The sequence below is a fragment of the Cobetia sp. BL01 genome, from assembly GCF_056493605.1.
This window is the reverse complement of the sequence record NZ_JBVBEE010000005.1, coordinates 230,886-246,478: the sequence shown is the minus strand read 5'-3', so window position 1 is coordinate 246,478 and position 15,593 is coordinate 230,886. Positions and strand designations below refer to the sequence as shown.

At 56.0% G+C, this 15,593-nt stretch carries 14 protein-coding genes and 3 pseudogenes; 5 read left to right on the top strand and 12 right to left on the bottom strand.

All coding sequences use genetic code 11. The annotated features are described in order from the left end of the window. The 3 genes and pseudogenes from ACZYGA_RS11735 to ACZYGA_RS11725 form a co-directional block, all read right to left on the bottom strand. A pseudogene (locus ACZYGA_RS11735) lies at positions 1 to 716 on the bottom strand (apolipoprotein N-acyltransferase); the annotation flags it as partial. A 4-nt stretch (positions 717 to 720) separates the two neighbouring features. Continuing rightward, positions 721 to 1,224 carry a signal peptidase II gene (lspA, locus tag ACZYGA_RS11730; RefSeq protein ID WP_175088983.1) on the bottom strand — a complete coding sequence of 168 codons (504 nt, stop codon included), beginning with the start codon at positions 1,222 to 1,224 and terminating at the stop codon, positions 721 to 723. Next, positions 1,221 to 3,407 carry a heavy metal translocating P-type ATPase gene (locus tag ACZYGA_RS11725; RefSeq protein ID WP_225347469.1) on the bottom strand — a complete coding sequence of 729 codons (2,187 nt, stop codon included), beginning with the start codon at positions 3,405 to 3,407 and terminating at the stop codon, positions 1,221 to 1,223. Before ACZYGA_RS11725 ends, lspA begins: the two co-directional genes overlap by 4 nt. A gap of 86 nt (positions 3,408 to 3,493) precedes the next feature. Here ACZYGA_RS11725 and ACZYGA_RS11720 point away from each other — a divergent pair, with 86 nt between their 5' ends. After that, positions 3,494 to 3,952: a MerR family transcriptional regulator gene (locus tag ACZYGA_RS11720; protein WP_175088981.1), complete on the top strand. Its 459-nt coding sequence runs from the start codon at positions 3,494 to 3,496 to the stop codon at positions 3,950 to 3,952. 28 nt (positions 3,953 to 3,980) lie between these two features. Here ACZYGA_RS11720 and ACZYGA_RS11715 read toward each other — a convergent pair. The 5 genes and pseudogenes from ACZYGA_RS11715 to ACZYGA_RS11695 form a co-directional block, all read right to left on the bottom strand. Then, positions 3,981 to 4,415: pseudogene (locus ACZYGA_RS11715) on the bottom strand (ZIP family metal transporter); the annotation flags it as partial. Between the two features lie 33 nt (positions 4,416 to 4,448). Continuing rightward, a complete protein-coding gene (locus tag ACZYGA_RS11710; RefSeq protein WP_254627027.1) occupies positions 4,449 to 4,763 on the bottom strand; it encodes a ZIP family metal transporter in 315 nt (104 codons plus the stop codon). A 111-nt stretch (positions 4,764 to 4,874) separates the two neighbouring features. Further along, entirely contained in the window at positions 4,875 to 5,864 is a 990-nt protein-coding gene (locus ACZYGA_RS11705; RefSeq protein ID WP_175088980.1) for a M23 family metallopeptidase, read from the bottom strand. Continuing rightward, positions 5,864 to 6,541, bottom strand: coding sequence for a DsbA family protein (locus ACZYGA_RS11700; RefSeq protein WP_175088979.1), 678 nt, complete (start codon positions 6,539 to 6,541; stop codon positions 5,864 to 5,866). The genes ACZYGA_RS11705 and ACZYGA_RS11700 overlap by 1 nt, the downstream gene beginning before the upstream one ends. A gap of 113 nt (positions 6,542 to 6,654) precedes the next feature. Beyond that, entirely contained in the window at positions 6,655 to 7,569 is a 915-nt protein-coding gene (locus ACZYGA_RS11695; protein WP_225347468.1) for a cation diffusion facilitator family transporter, read from the bottom strand. 204 nt (positions 7,570 to 7,773) lie between these two features. Here ACZYGA_RS11695 and ACZYGA_RS11690 point away from each other — a divergent pair, with 204 nt between their 5' ends. Then, positions 7,774 to 8,694, top strand: a complete 921-nt coding sequence (locus tag ACZYGA_RS11690) for a bile acid:sodium symporter family protein (RefSeq protein ID WP_175088977.1) — start codon at positions 7,774 to 7,776, stop codon at positions 8,692 to 8,694. A gap of 110 nt (positions 8,695 to 8,804) precedes the next feature. Here ACZYGA_RS11690 and ACZYGA_RS11685 read toward each other — a convergent pair whose 3' ends face one another. The 3 genes and pseudogenes from ACZYGA_RS11685 to ACZYGA_RS11675 form a co-directional block, all read right to left on the bottom strand. Further along, positions 8,805 to 10,574 carry a hypothetical protein gene (locus ACZYGA_RS11685; protein ID WP_225347467.1) on the bottom strand — a complete coding sequence of 590 codons (1,770 nt, stop codon included), beginning with the start codon at positions 10,572 to 10,574 and terminating at the stop codon, positions 8,805 to 8,807. 80 nt (positions 10,575 to 10,654) lie between these two features. Further along, a pseudogene (locus ACZYGA_RS11680) lies at positions 10,655 to 11,500 on the bottom strand (YifB family Mg chelatase-like AAA ATPase); the annotation flags it as partial. A 797-nt stretch (positions 11,501 to 12,297) separates the two neighbouring features. Continuing rightward, positions 12,298 to 12,456, bottom strand: coding sequence for a hypothetical protein (locus tag ACZYGA_RS11675; protein WP_279855770.1), 159 nt, complete (start codon positions 12,454 to 12,456; stop codon positions 12,298 to 12,300). Positions 12,457 to 12,660: 204 nt separating this feature from the next. On the opposite strand from ACZYGA_RS11675, the gene ACZYGA_RS11670 reads away from it, so the two are divergent. Then, complete coding sequence (locus ACZYGA_RS11670) at positions 12,661 to 12,939, top strand: CBU_0592 family membrane protein (protein WP_205632716.1); 279 nt, start codon at positions 12,661 to 12,663, stop codon at positions 12,937 to 12,939. Between the two features lie 85 nt (positions 12,940 to 13,024). On the opposite strand, the gene ACZYGA_RS11665 is transcribed toward ACZYGA_RS11670, so the two are convergent. Beyond that, positions 13,025 to 13,399 carry an accessory factor UbiK family protein gene (locus ACZYGA_RS11665; protein WP_084209517.1) on the bottom strand — a complete coding sequence of 125 codons (375 nt, stop codon included), beginning with the start codon at positions 13,397 to 13,399 and terminating at the stop codon, positions 13,025 to 13,027. Positions 13,400 to 13,836: 437 nt separating this feature from the next. Here ACZYGA_RS11665 and ACZYGA_RS11660 point away from each other — a divergent pair, with 437 nt between their 5' ends. Next, positions 13,837 to 14,175 carry a P-II family nitrogen regulator gene (locus ACZYGA_RS11660; protein ID WP_065392452.1) on the top strand — a complete coding sequence of 113 codons (339 nt, stop codon included), beginning with the start codon at positions 13,837 to 13,839 and terminating at the stop codon, positions 14,173 to 14,175. Between the two features lie 32 nt (positions 14,176 to 14,207). Continuing rightward, positions 14,208 to 15,455 carry an ammonium transporter gene (locus ACZYGA_RS11655; protein ID WP_077379618.1) on the top strand — a complete coding sequence of 416 codons (1,248 nt, stop codon included), beginning with the start codon at positions 14,208 to 14,210 and terminating at the stop codon, positions 15,453 to 15,455. Positions 15,456 to 15,593 lie beyond the last annotated feature (138 nt).

Below are 15,593 nucleotides of genomic sequence, written 5' to 3'. Positions count from 1 at the left end.
TTAATGCGTTGGTCAAGATTCCCTTGCAGCAATGCCACCCGGATGGGCTTGCCAGCCGGGGTTGTCCATTGGGCGGGCAATAAGAATGGAACGACCCACAAGGCGGCCATTGGGACAAGGCAACTCCAGCGGCGACGCAGTACCTCTACCCCTAACGTACCTGTCAGCGCGGTCATAAGTGACAGCAAGTACACACCACCAACGGGTGCCCATGGGGCTAGTGGAGAATCTATCTGAGAGGTGCCTAACAATAACCAGGGGAAGCCGGTGAGCAACCAGGTGCGTAGCCATTCGCTCACCACCCACATACCGGCAAAGCTAAGAAAGGCGAACCGTGGCCCCGTGATGCGTCGATAGAGCCCAAAGGGGACTGCAAAGAAGAGCGCCAGGACGCTGACAAAAAGAGTGGTGAGGAACATCGCCACCAAGGCCCCGGTGCCACTGAAATCGTGAATAGCAACGAAGACCCACGACGTGCCTGAACCGAACAGGCCTACCCCATAGCACCACCCACGCAGGGTGGCCATGACGGGCGTTAGCGACTGTATCTTCCAATAGACCAGTGCCACGGCCACTGGGCCAAGCCACCATAGGGAAAAGGGGGCGGCACTCAAGGTGGTCAGTACCCCAGCGGCGAGCGCTACAACGCAATCGATTATTGGTGAGAGTCGCCCAGCAAAAAGCGTATATTCTTTATCTTGATCGACCACATCCATAGCGTTACTCAGAGCGCTTAAAAACAGGACTTTCACGCCATAACGCCACCGCGAACATCAATACACCGGCAAATAGCGCGATATCGGCCATGTTAAAGGCGGGCCAATGCCATTCGCCCCAGTAAATGTCCAGATAGTCGACGACGTACCCTCGCGCTAAGCGATCAACGGTATTACCGAGCGCGCCGCCAAGAATCAGACTGTACGCACAGGCTTCCAAACGCGGCAGGGGTTTGCATAGCTGCACCATCAATACAATGGCGACCACCAACGCTAAACCTAGAAAGAGGTAGCGCTGCCACCCCCCTGCTTCTGCGAGAAAGCTGAAAGCGGCTCCTGTATTCCCGGTATAAACCCAGTTAAAAAACGGCGTTAGCGGAATGACTTGGCCAAACGACATCTGGGCATGCACAATTTCCTTGACCAGTTGATCGGCTAGAGCCATCACGCAAGCTAATATGAACCATGGCCAGCGACGTGAAGGGCTATCGTGTTGCACTGTTCTCATGAGGTTACTTTTCCTTGTGACAGGCCTGTCATTGCGGTACTGGGCGAAAAGCGGTAACCCAGCAGTCGCATGGCGTTCAACGTCACCAGGACGGTAGCACCGGTATCGGCCATCACCGCAATCCACATGCCGGTAATACCCAGAGCTGTGGTGACCAGGAAAATGGCTTTTAAGCCGAGCGCGAGAACAACGTTGGTTTTCACATTGCGTAGCGTGGCACGAGAGAGGTCTATCAGCTCAGCGATGCCGGTAACGCGGTTCTTGAGCAAGGCTGCATCGGCGGTTTCCAACGCCACATCCGTGCCGCCTCCCATCGCGATACCGACATCGGCTGCCGCGAGTGCCGGTGCATCGTTGATGCCATCGCCTACTTTACCGACGGGGCCACGGCCTGCCGCTTGCCAGTCTCGAACATACGCTGCCTTGTCTTCAGGCATTAGTTCGCCGTACGCTTCAATGCCTAAGCGCCCCCCCGTGGCAGCGACGGTGCGGGCATTATCACCGCTGAGCATGACCGCCTGTACGCCTAAACGGGATAGCGCCGCTAGGCCTTCAATGGCATCTTCGCGTGGCTCATCGCGAACCGCGATCAAGCCCAACAAATGCTCGCCTTCGACGAGGAGAGCGAGGCTCTTACCGGCTTCTTCTAACGCGACAATCCGAGCACTGAGACTTTCCTCAAGGATGACCTGCTCGTGAAGGTGGCGAGGCGTCATTAAGCTCAGCTCGCGACCCTCCACCTGGCCGGAAACACCGCGCCCCGCCAGAGCGCGGCTGCCGGTGACGGTGGGGAGGTTGATGCCCGACTGTCGAGCATGCTCAACGATAGCCGTGGCGATAGGGTGACTGGAATCCCGCTCTATTGCGGCGGCGAGCCGCAATACGCTGTTATCGTCTTCCTCAGCAATCCAAGACTCCACATCTGTGACTCTTGGGGTACCCGCAGTGAGGGTGCCCGTTTTGTCTAATGCCACCAAGCGAAGCTTACCTAACTGTTCAAGAACGGCTCCCCCTTTGATCAGTAGGCCGCGCCGAGCGCCCGCCGAGAGACCGGCGGCGATGGCGGCTGGGGTGGAAATGACCAACGCGCAGGGGCATGCGATTAACAGCAATGCTAACGCACGGTAAATCGACTCCGACCATGCCATGGTCGATACCAGCGGTGGCACTATCGCCATCAGTAGGGCGAGTAAGACGACGGCGGGCATATAGTAATACGCAAAACGATCAATAAAGCGTGCTATGGGTGCCTTGGCGGCTTGTGCTTCTTCAACCAGGCGAATAACGCGTGCGATTGTATTGTCATCAGCGCCTCGTGTTACCTCCACCTCCAGGGCGGCATCAAGATTCACTGTGCCAGCAAAAATGTCATCACCAGGCGAGCGCGAACGGGGGATGGACTCGCCGTTTACCGGCGACTCATCAAGGTCGGACGTGCCCACCAGGATACGTCCATCGCAAGGAACGCGATCACCGGGCCGCACCAGCACACGCTGACCGAGTTTAAGTGACTCCGCCGAGACGTCACGCAGATGGCCATTGTCCATCAGCCTTGCCGTTGAGGGTGTTAAATTTGCCAAGGCTGAGATACTGCGGCGCGCCCGTGACGCAGCTACCCCTTCGAGTAGCTCACCTACGGCGAACAAGAATACGACCATCGCGGCTTCAGCAGCAGCATCGATAGCCAATGCACCAAGCGCAGCGATGCACATCAGCATTTCGATAGTAAAGGGGTTGCGCATTTTGAGGGCGCCCCAGGCACTCTGCGCAATGGGCATTAAGCCGACCAGCGTGGCCAGAATGAACGGCACATTACCCAGCGCAGGCCATGCTAAACGAAGCGCGAAGGCTACGATCAGCAGATTGCCTGTGATAATGACCAAGCGCCCTTTAGCGGTTTGCCACCAAGGGGATGAAGCATCAGATGCGCGTGTTTGGCCTGCAGGGGAAGTCACTTGATAGCCTAGTTCGTTCAGGATGCCCTCAATGGTCTGTTGAGAGGGGCCACCCTGATCGCGGTGGTGAATCTTCACCGATCCCGTGACCGAGCTTGCTGTGACTTCCTCAATGCCGTCCAGCCGCTCTAGCGCCGACACAACCTTGCGCTCACAACCGCCGCAGTCCATGCCTTCAACACGCAGCGTCAAGACGGTAGGCGCTGTTGTCGGCGTCGATGTTTTCATGGTGCCTCTCCTGCCAATGGGCTATGGTTTTGAAGTGTAAACCTTGTAGCAACTACAGCTTCAAGCCCTGCCTAAGGAGTTTTACCATGTCGATGATCGGCCAAAGTATCAGCATTGGTGAGTTAGCACGACGAGCTGATTGCAAACCTGAAACAGTTCGTTATTACGAGCGTATTGGGTTGCTGCGCGATGCGACCCGAACCGGCGGAGGACAGCGCCGCTATGGAGACGACGCTGTGCGGCGTTTGACCTTTATTCGTCATGCCCGAGACTTTGGCTTTTCGGTGGAGTCAGTGCGAGAGCTTTTGGCCATGTCAGATCAACCTGATATGCCTTGCCAAGAAGTCGATGCCATCGCCACGCATCACCTAAAGCAAGTGGAGTCTCGCCTTCAACGACTCTCCGCACTGCGTGAGGAGCTTCAACGGATGGTCACGCAGTGTGCCGGTGGCAAAGTGGAAAGCTGTCGAATCATTGAGGTCATTAGTGATCATCAGCTCTGTATCACTGAAAACTCGCATGGAGGGGCTCACGACTTGGGTTAGCACTAACGCTACGCCCCACGCCCCATGGTTAGCCCAGCGAGACATCCAAAAACAGCATGAGCACCAATCCGATGGAGAGGCCCAGCGTGGCCTTTTTTTGGTGCCCGCTACGATGAGTTTCGGGAATAATCTCATGACTGATCACATACAACATCGCCCCCACTGCAAAGGCCAACCCCCAGGGCAGTAGCGCTTGTGACATGCTGATGACTCCAGCGCCTAATAAGCCACCCAACGGCTCAACAAGCCCCGTAAGGGCGGCAATCGTCCATGACCGCCAACGTGAATAGCCCACGCTTAGCAGTGATACTGCTACGGCCAGTCCTTCTGGGGCATTCTGAAGTCCAATGCCAATCGCTAGCGGCATGCCTCCTTCGCTTCCCCCTGCGCCAAAGGCCACGCCAACGGCCAGCCCTTCTGGCAGGTTGTGTATCGTAATGGCAATAATAAACAACCAGATACGGCGTAGTGAGGCAGCCTCTGGCCCTTCTCGCCCCTATTCGAAGTGCTCATGAGGTAAGAGCTCGTTCAGTAGTGCGACCATTCCAATCCCTAGCAAAATGGCCGCACAAGCAATGGCAGCCGGCACAACGCTACCGCCATAACGCAGCTCCGAGGCTTCTAAGGAGGGTATGATCAGTGAGAAGAAAGAGGCCGCTAGCATGACACCAGCGGCGAACCCCAACGCTAAATCGCGAACACCACGATTCGGTGTTTTGGTAAACAAGACAGGAAGCGCCCCTACAGCCGTCATCAAGCCCGCCGCAAGGCTTGCCAATACCCCCATGGTGACGGGAGAAACCTCTTCCATACCGATTACCTGTGTTGTGATAGATGAGTGATTACACGGCTTGGGTTCCATAACGAGACAAGCGCACTTTCACGTTACTAACCCCCATGCAACGTTGTTAAGCACGAGTGGTTACGGCTCGTTAAACGAGATCAAGTCATAAAGTGACGCCGTACCGATAGCTTGTTCTAAGCGATCTCTTGCCTCGTAAAGTGACGCTTGATATTCACTTTGAGTCGGCTGTTCGCCTAGCATGATGCGTTGACCTTGACCAAGGGGGTCAACAGGCTGGTTATTGACTCTCACTTCGTAATGCAGGTTGGGCCCCGTGGCGACCCCAGAGGCACCTACCTCTCCGAGCGACTCTCCCGCATTGACTAAATTCCCAACCACTAACTGTGGGGAAAATCGGCTAAGGTGTGTGTAGCGACTGATTGCCCCTGTGTCGTGCTCCACCTCGATCACCTGCCCATATCCCCCTTGGCGACCCATAAAGGATACGCGCCCAGGTGCGGTGGCAATGACCGGCGTTCCTGTCGGCGCAGCCAAGTCAATTCCATTATGAGGACGCATCCCTCCATACACAGGATGTCGCCGATTCCCAAAGCGAGACGTTAAGCGGGCACTAAGCACGGGCAACCGCAACGTGCCTAGCAGGGTGTCGCTTTTGAAAAGAGCTACGTCCCCCTTTTGGGTGACCGGCCAAATGACCTCCAAGGGCTCTGCCTGATCAGGCAGAGCGGCATAACTGAGGCGTGGTGGCCCAACACGGGTGCCGTCCTGGCGTCGATCTTCCTCCCACACTAATTGAATACGCTCACTGCCAGAAAACTCCAACGGCGCTTCGATAAACTCGCTGAGCAGTGTTTCCAGTTTAGTGGCGAAACGCGTTGGGACACCTTCTGCAGCCAAGGCCTCGTAGAGGGTGGTATCAATGACGACATCACGCCCAAAGGTTAGGGTATCAACGCTATCGAGCGGTAATGTGCCTTCTTGCTCGCTAGCCGCCTGTAACTTGACAGGGCTAAGTTCAGACGGCGGCAATGGCAGATGCGTTTGCCAATTGGCTTCGGCTAGCAAGGGGTAAAAGCCCACCAAGCCTAATAACCACCAGCGCTGCATCACTGGCCATCCCCTTCCCCAGAGATCTCCGCTACTTCACTCTCGACGGCATCAATCAGCTCTTGCATACCAAAGGGGTCTAAAGGCTCGCCATTGACAAAAAAGGTGGGTGTTTGGCGAATCTGATTGGCTCTGACATCCGCCATGTCTTGGTCAATCACCGCCTGCACCTCAGCAGAAGTCAGTTGCTCTTCGGCAGCCGCTAAATCAAGGCCTCCTTGGCTCGCGATATCGAGGATGGCGGATTCATCAAAACTGCCATGTGAAGCCCATTGATCCTGGCGAGCCAGCAGCCTCTCCAGTACCGGTTCAAAGACGCCCTGACGACGAGCAACTTCTAATACCCGAATGGCCTTGTCCGATACGTCGCCGTGGAAAGGAGTGTAGCGCACGATGAGCCGCACTTTTTCTGGGTAGGTTTCCAGAATACTTTTTGTCAGTGGGTAGAAGGCACGGCAGGCTTCGCAAGCCGGATCGAAGAATTCCACAATCGTCACCGGCGCGTCTTCTCGTCCCAAGATGGGGGAGTGTGGACGCACCAAGGAGTCCTCGGCCTGGACACCGCTCTCTTTTGCTGCCTGAGCTTGCATGTCTAAGAGGGCAGGCTTCGATACGGCGACGATTGCAGCGGTCAGCATTAACGTACCAGCTAATATAAAAGACGCTTTTTTGAACATGTTTCTCTCTCTGTCTCAACGATGGGGTGGAAAAGTAGGGTTGAAAAATAAGCCAATCGCTATGGGAGTAAGTCGATCGCTACCTACCTGAGCCGGGAGTCGGCCTCGGTCTGTCACTCGTGCCCATATAGATTGGCATTTTGATGCGCGTGATCACTATGCTCAAACTCTAGGCTAGAATGAGCAATACTGAAGCGCATTTTAAGCTGCTCCTTGATCTCTGCTTTGACGGATTCAAGCTGCTGCCAGCCGGTTTCTGTCAGAACCACGTGGCAGTCAAGGGCTGCCATGTTTTCCTGCATCTGCCATAGATGCACATGGTGAATATCCTGGACTCCCTCGATATTTCGGACGGTATCAACGACTGCCTGCCCGTCAATTTCCGGGGGAGACCCCAGCATTAGCGTACGGATAGGGCCACCAATTTCAGAGAAGGCAAGGTAAAGAATATATAGCGCAATCCCTATCGTGATGGCGGGGTCTACCCAGCGCATGTCGTACAGTAAAATAAGCGAACCACCGATAATCACAGCGATGGAGGCAAACGCATCCGATAAGTTATGCAGAAAAAGGGCGCGGATATTGACACTCTCTTTTTGCATTGACCACGTGAGCATGGCGGTAAGGGCATCGACGACGAGCGCGACGCCACCAATAATCACGATCGTCCATCCCTCTATCTCAGGGGGATCGATCATCCGCATAGCGCCTTCGTAAATCAGGTAGACGCCGACAATAATGAGGGTGGTGTAATTGATGAGTGCTGCCACTATCTCGATGCGGCCATAGCCAAAGGTCATATGCGCATCGGCGGGCCGTCTGGCGATTTTACGAGCGGAAAAAGCAATGACTAACGCTGCCATGTCTGAAAAGTTATGTAACGCATCAGCGATCAGCGATAAGCTTCCCGCCATAATGCCACCGACGATTTGAGCGATGGTTAAGAGCCCATTGGCCCATATGGAGATGCTGACGCGCCGGTCGCCAGAGGCAGGATCAATGTGAGGATGATCATGATGATGTCCCATCTGTTACCTTCTCTCGAATTATCTGTTCTTGGTACTATAAAACCTCTAGCAACTAAAGCTTCAACCCTTGAGCATTGTCTATTTGCATCGCTGGATTGGGAAGAGCGTCCCTTGCTCCCAAGCAAGTCATGGCGTGCTGGGCCGAAGTGATCATGTTTTAGGTGCGGGGCTCAATCCACTTCAACCGGTAACGTCCAATCCACCATGAGTAGATTCATTTATTTTGTCGAGGCGCACCTTGTCTGGTTTGTAATCGTCGTCGCGGGGGTAGGCTTACTCTTTCCGGCCACCGGAATAATGCTTGAGTTCGCGATTGGGCCATTACTGGCATTACTGATGTTGATCATCAGCCTCACATTCGATGCGCATGCAGTGCGCATCGTGTTCCGTAAGCCGTCACGGCAGTTGTTGGCATTGGGGCTGGTCTATGGGCCGATGTCGATTGCCGGGTGGCTAACGGGCCGTCTATTTTTTGGAAGCGGCCCACTGGCTGCTGGCCAAATCTTGCTCGGCACTCTGCCGACGGATGTGTCCTCTCCTCTTTTGGTACTGATGGCGAAAGGCAATGTGGCGCTTGCCGCTGTTTTCAACGCAGTCAACACCGCGTTATGTCCGTTCATTGTCCCCTTCCTGTTTTTATGGCTCACCGGCCTCCAGTTGGACGTGCCGCTTGGTTCAATTATTCTTGAATTAACACTAATCGTGCTTGTTCCTACCGTGATTGGGGTCAGCTTGCGGACAAAGTTTTCGGCTTTCTTTGCACGGCATGATTCAGCGTATGCAGGGATAGGGTCAATTCTGTATCTGCTGATCCTACTCGCCGTGGTCGGGCCGAATGCCACCACGATCATTGGCTATGGCTGGTATGCGTTTGTGATTGCGGGCGCGGCCCTGTGCCTCAATTTGATTGGCTACCTGGTAGGTATGTCCTCACGGTTACTCACCTCTGATCGCAAAGAGGTGATTACCTATCTTTTCACGGTCAGTAAAAAGGAATTCAGCATTGCCGCAGCGTTTGTCGCTGCTTCCGGTTTGCCATCAGAAATCGCGATTCCAGCCGCTTTTTTTGCCGTGATTCAAATGATCACTTCGCCCATCGCAGCGAAGATTCTCGCCCGTCACTGAAGGGATGGCCGTATCGGTTCTCCGTCAGAAGAGCAACCTGCACACGGTGTGTACTGGTTGCTCTTACCGACAAAACAGATACCGCCTACTTATAAGGTTACAAATAGTACCTACGCTAAGTCACTGCGACCAATACTGACCTTGCTAAAAGCATTTAACACAGAGGCTTCGCAGGGTATCTGTTCCTTTTTGGATTTAGGGTGCTTAAACGTATCGGCGAATCCTGGGCAGTGACGAACTAGTTTTTGGACAACACCTTCTACGTGCCGCACGTTAGACAGCACTTGGCGTAACCACTGCTCGAAGCTGCCTTGGTGGCTCAGCGTGAAGACCAAACCTTTATAGGAAGGAGGCTTGGATGCCTCCTCGCTACCGCCAGCTCTGGGTTTTGGAGGGCGTCGTTGAATCTCCATGAGATAGAGTGTTTGATCTAACACATGCACCCTAATGACGAGCACCCCGCGAGGTAGCTTGGTCTGAGTATCAATGTAAACCCAATTAGCGACTGTCGTTTTCACCTCCTCGTCTATTTCGAAAGGTTCGAGGCTGATCAACCGAGGGTCGGGGGAAGTGCTAAAGCCGTCTTCAAAGGTAAACCAGCTAACGCCACGAATCGTTGCGGGATAGGCCGATTGTAAATAGAGAAGCGCATTCCACATATCACGTAGAAAGCCCTGTGATTCCAGTGTAATAGGAGCATGAATAGAGGCCTGTCCGACCCCTTTTCCTGATCCATGTGGCTCCCCAGTGGAGAAAATGGTTTCGTCACCCGGAACGGGGACGCCTCGTGTATCGGGCACATTTTTTCGAGTATATCGTTTATCCAAGACAGCGCGAGGCTTACCTAAAATAACGAATTCGTCCTCAGGAAGGTCTAGCCAAGAAGAGCCATGGTCGGGCTCTTCATCATCCGTCAGGTCAATGACATCGGGGATGTCTTGAAGCTGATGATAGGGAAATTGAGTGGGAGCATCATCGCCATCGGTGGCTGGTACTGTCGTTGACTTCTCTCTTTCGCGGTGGATCGTGGCACCGTCGGGCTGCGTACAGCCTAATATCTGCAATCCTAGAAATGTGTTGCCACCATCAATCGGAACGCCAGAAACAGAGATTTCCCCGCTGCCCTGGAACCAAGGCGTGACCTCAAAAAGTATCCTATCTGCGGGGAAGCGGGCTTCAATCTGTGAGTAAATGCTTCTGGCAGCCTGTTCAGCATAGGGATCGTACAGCATATGCGCGAGCAAAATAGCATCGTGTTTATGAACACGATACGTAAATTTGACAGGCCACGTACCTGGGGATGCAGGCGCGTTAAGCGGTCGATAAAGACGCTCTTTTACTTCTTCCCAAGGGTAAGTGGCGAGCACCCGCTTGATTTCAGATGATCGACCGTAAACGCGTGCAAAAAATTCGGTGCAAGGGATGAGCAGATGTTTGCCACCTGGGAGGTAAAATTCAATCAGGTACGATTTGTGTTTTCTGTCCAGCGGTAAATAGCTTGCCTCATGAAAGGAGGTATAGAGGCTGCGCCCTGCTTTGTGTAAGTCGTCTAAGGAGACAATCCGCCAGCCGCCCGGAGAGAACGAAACAGGGAATGTTTTCTCCTCAAATGCGATGCGGGAGTTGCTCACGCCCTTTTCCCAGACGGAGCCGATTCTCAATAGCCCGACATGCGTTAAGACCGTCGTTCGCTTAATCACATCTCCTAATTTGTTCTCCTGATCAATAGGTCTTAAAAATACATAAATTTTAGGGACGCTTTGTGAGCGGATATTTTTGAAGATAGGCCCGTACCACCAAACGACCAAGCGCTCAGTTTCGTCTTTAAGGGTGCCATCTTGAAAGCTAAAGGTTCTGCATTGTTTGAGAGAAACGGTCACAAGGGCGTGCTCTATGTAAACTCAACATAGAGATTGTCGCAGTAATTATTGTTTAGTCGCAACAATTGTTGGAAATGACAGCCACCCCCGACCAGCGCGACACCACTGGCGGTATGATGCGGCGCCCGGAAGGGCCGCTGGCCCCAGCGCTCCATGATCGGCATCCCGCAGACCGAGCGTACCGCCGCGACTTCCAGGGCCTCGGCTTCTCCCAGCGGCGGCAGAATGCCGGAGAGGCGACTGGCCAGCATCGTCTTGCCCGTTCCCGGCGGCCCCGCGAACAGCAGGTTGTGGCCTCCCGCAGCGGCGATCTCCAGCGCACGCCGCGCCTGATGCTGGCCACGCACCTCGCTCAGGTCCGGCTCCGGGAGTCGCGCCTGAGGAGTGACGGAACAGACATGCGGCGTGATCCTCTCACGCCCGAGAAGGTGCGCCACCAACTCCAGCAGATGGCCCACGGACAGCACATCCAGCTGTTCCGCCAGCGCGGCCTCATCGGCATTGCCACGCGGCACCACCAGGGTGCGCCCGGCCTTGCGACAGCAGAGCGCAGCAGGCAGCACGCCAGTAACGGAGCGAATGCTGCCATCGAGTGCCAACTCGCCCAGACACTCGATCTGCGCCACGGCCTCTTCCGGCACCTGACCGGATGCCACCAGGATGCCCAGTGCGATCGGCAGATCAAAGCGCCCACCCTCCTTGGGCAGGTCAGCCGGGGCCAGATTGAGGGTGATTCGGCGCGCTGGAAACTCGAAGCCTGCATTGAGCAATGCGCTGCGCACTCGCTCACGACTTTCCTTCACCGCCGCTTCCGGCAAGCCAACGATGGAGAGCCCCGGCAGCCCGTTGGAGAGGTGTACCTCTACCTGCACCTCCGGAGCTTCAAGACCAAGAGATGCGCGCGTGCGCAACATTGCCAATGACATGAGTCTTCCCTGCGTGATGCCGCCTCTCTGCTGCACGGCGCAATCGGAGCAGGCACCCGCCTGCCATGAGCGCGAGGGCACGATACCGGTGCCATCTCCTCCAGCATGGCAAATCTCATACCTGCCAGCGTGCACACGACTCAACGCTTGGCGATGCGGCACTCCTCAAATGTCACTCGCGCTGCCGGACACGGCATGTCCTCACTGCACCGCAACGGTATTATCAGCGATTCCAGCCACCCGTTTCATAATTTTCATTACGCCAACAACCCCTATAATTACTGGATACGTAAGAAAAATACCGACTGTGGATAACATTACATAAACCCCTCGACAGGGCATTTCCCAGCGCTCAAATATCCATCATCTAGCAACGCCAAACCCTATCGATATGGACACCGAGCCGCACCACCTCATCGAAGCGTGACGCATTACACTCTGAATCAACACCTGAGGGCGACATCAGCCCTCCTCCAGCACCCGGCCAGACCGGCGAAACAGGCGGCAGAGAGGCAATATCGTCACCCAGAACGGGCAAGGCACCCGCACGATGAACCAACGGCAGCGTTTCCCGTCGACATCGCGGCATGAATTTCATTAAGAGCTTCATGAAGAACTTCACGAAGTAGTTCACGGAGAAGTTCATGAAGAAGTGAATGGAGAAACGCCCTGGCATGACTCAGGAGGCTGGGCTCAAGAGAAGAGGCGCGAGGGAAGGGAGTGCCTTTCCCGAGAGTCACGCAGGCCCCACCCAATGCCAGCCTCCTTCGATGCGCCGGACTGGCTGCCGTGTCTGTTCAGCTCGAGACATTCATGCGGACTGAACGTTGAAAATAGCCCATCAACCGGCTTTTTCCATGAAATAACGCGCGTTCTAGCAGATATTTCACGAAGTTGGCGACATGGAGCACCTGACGGATCACCAGCCCTCGGGCCTGCACCAGAAGAGTGCTCATGGAACATGCAAGGCGGTACTCCAGGCGCTACAGGAGTGCCTCAAGAGGGGGACTGCTGGTATATTTGATCGGTTGTCTCGGCCCTGCTGATACAACCGCCAAGCTGTCTCAAGGAGGCCACCCAAGGGTGGCAGAGAATCGTCCAACCCACGGAAAGGGCCAGCCATTCAGGACGACTTCGGCTTGTTTCAGGAGTAACACCTCATGCAAGACATGCTTGCCTCGCTGGCACCCATGGCGGACATCATCGGCATGCTCGGCACCTCTCTGGTGGTCGGTGCCTTCTTTCTGCTGCAGATTGGCAGACTCGATGCACGTAGCCTGACCTACAACCTCATGAATCTGAGCGGGGCGATCCTCTTGTTGATCAGCCTGTGCATCAACTTCAATCTCGCCAGCTTCGTGATCGAGGTGTTCTGGATCGTGGCATCTCTGGTGGGCCTGGTTCGCTGGTTGATGGGGTCTCGTCCACAGACGGTCTGACCTGCCCGGCACCCGCCTCATGCGACGGACACAAAAAAACCGCCACACCTCGACGGGTGTGGCGGTTTTTTTGGCAGCATGCCATTCAGGCGTCGCGTTGACGCTCGATCTCCTCGGCGTGGCTGGCGGCTTCCCGCTTTGCCAGCGCGGTCTCTCCCTCATCGTCCACCGCCACGGCAGGCTCGGTGGTCGACGCAGCACCCGCCACCAGTCCCTGCTTCTCCAGCAGCGCCTCAAGTGCGATGACCTGCTTCTCCAGCGACTCCACACGCCCGCGAGTCCGCGTCAGCACATCCATCATGATGTCGAAGTCCTCGCGCGACACCAGTTCCATGCGATCAAAGGCGCTGCGCATCACGCCCTGTACGGACTTCTGCAGCTCTTCCGGGCCGTGCGAGGCGTCCTGGAGGCGCTCACCGATCTGCTGGGCCATACGCCCGATGACGTCGTTCTTGAACATGCTCCACCTCAGCCATTGCAAGCCGACGGGCCCATCATGGGGCTGTCGGTCAGAGAAAAGGATCTCCCCGAAACGTGGGGGACATCATGTCATGTTGCAAGGATACGCAACCCGCTGGCCTGACGCATGTCTCGACCCCGAATCTCTCGCCACTGACGGCAGGCACCGGCCCTTGTGCACCATATTAGCGCTATCTCCTACCTCGAAAGCCGCAATTCAGGCACCAAAGCGGTGCATCGCCATGGCGTTCTCCTTGCCGTCATTTTTGGCCTTGCTGCGGAGCTGCTTTTTCCCTCAGCACAACTAGATGAATTTAAAGATTTTTTAACCTCATGGCATACCTCGTGCGATGCACTTGTCAGGAACAGGCCACCAGCAGTGTCTGATTGGCCGCACTCAACATGACAGATCATTGCGGTAGCAAACGGGGGCAGCACATGAAACTGATCACCGCCATCATCAAACCCTTCAAGCTGGACGACGTGCGTGAAGCGCTGGCCGACAACGGCGTGCAAGGCATCACGGTCACGGAAGTGAAGGGCTTCGGGCGACAGAAGGGCCACACCGAGCTGTATCGCGGCGCCGAGTATGTCGTCGACTTCCTTCCCAAGGTCAAGATTGAAGTGGCTGTTGATGACAGCAGTGTGGAAACGGTGCTGGACGCCATCACCCAGGCAGCCAACAGCGGCAAGATCGGCGACGGCAAGCTGTTCGTCACCCCGCTGGATGACGTGATCCGTATCCGTACCGGTGAACGCGGCGCCGATGCTGTCTGAGCCCCGCGCACAATAATAAAGGAGAATCCCGCATGAACGAGATCATCGAGGTCAAGTACGCACTTGATACCTTCTATTTCCTAGTCTGTGGCGCCCTGGTGCTGTGGATGGCTGCCGGCTTTGCCATGCTGGAAGCTGGCCTGGTACGCGCCAAGAACACTACCGAGATCCTGACCAAGAACGTGGCGCTGTTCGCCATCGCCTGCACCATGTACATGGTGGTCGGTTACCACATCATGTACTCAAGCGCCGAAGGCGGCTTCCTGCCGAGCCTGGGCTTCTTGATCGGCGCCGAGAATACCGCTGAGGAAGCGCTCGCTTCCGGTGGCGACATCTACTACAGCGCGCGTTCCGACTTCTTCTTCCAGGTGGTGTTCGTGGCGACCGCCATGTCCATCGTCTCCGGTGCAGTCGCCGAGCGCATGAAGCTGTGGGCCTTCCTGGCCTTCGCCGTGGTCATGACGGGCGTCATCTACCCGGTCCAGGGTTACTGGACCTGGGGTGGCGGCTTCCTGAGCGAAGCGGGCTTCAGTGACTTCGCCGGCTCCGGCATCGTGCACATGGCAGGCGCTTCCGCCGCACTGGCTGGCGTGCTGCTGCTGGGGGCTCGCAAGGGCAAGTACGGCAAGAACGGTGAGATCAACGCCATCCCGGGCTCCAACCTGCCGCTGGCGACCCTGGGCACCTTCATCCTGTGGCTGGGATGGCTGGGCTTCAACGGCGGCTCCGAGCTGGTGCTGTCCAACATCGATGAAGCCAACGCGGTCGCTCAGGTCTTCGTCAACACCAACGCCGCTGCCTGCGGGGGTGTCATCGCCGCCCTGATCCTCGCCCGCCTGTGGTTCCGCAAGGCTGACCTGACCATGGCCCTCAACGGCGCCCTGGCTGGCCTGGTCGCCATCACCGCTGGTCCGCTGGCACCGAGTGTCGGTGCTGCCACCCTGATCGGCGCCGTCGGTGGCCTGCTGGTGGTGTTCTCCATCGTCGGCCTCGACAAGCTCAAGCTCGACGACCCGGTCGGAGCCATCTCCGTCCACGGTGTAGTCGGTCTCTGGGGTCTGATGGCAGTGCCGCTGACCAATGACGATGCCACCTTCTCCGCACAGCTGCTGGGCGCCGTGTCCATCTTCGCCTGGGTATTCATCGCAAGCTTCGTGGTCTGGCTGGTCATCAAGACCATCATGGGACTGCGCGTCAGCGAAGAGGAAGAGTACGAAGGCGTCGATCTGGCGGAATGTGGCATGGAGGCGTATCCGGAATTCACCTCCAGCCGCAAGTAATCAAGGATCGAGACTCACGCGACACCCAAAGACTCCCGCCACCTGGCGGGAGTCTTTTTTCCTGACCGGATAAGCGGTGTATGCTTGAGCAATAGGGGCTGGCGTGGCGAGCAGCAACGCCACCCGCACCATCACCCA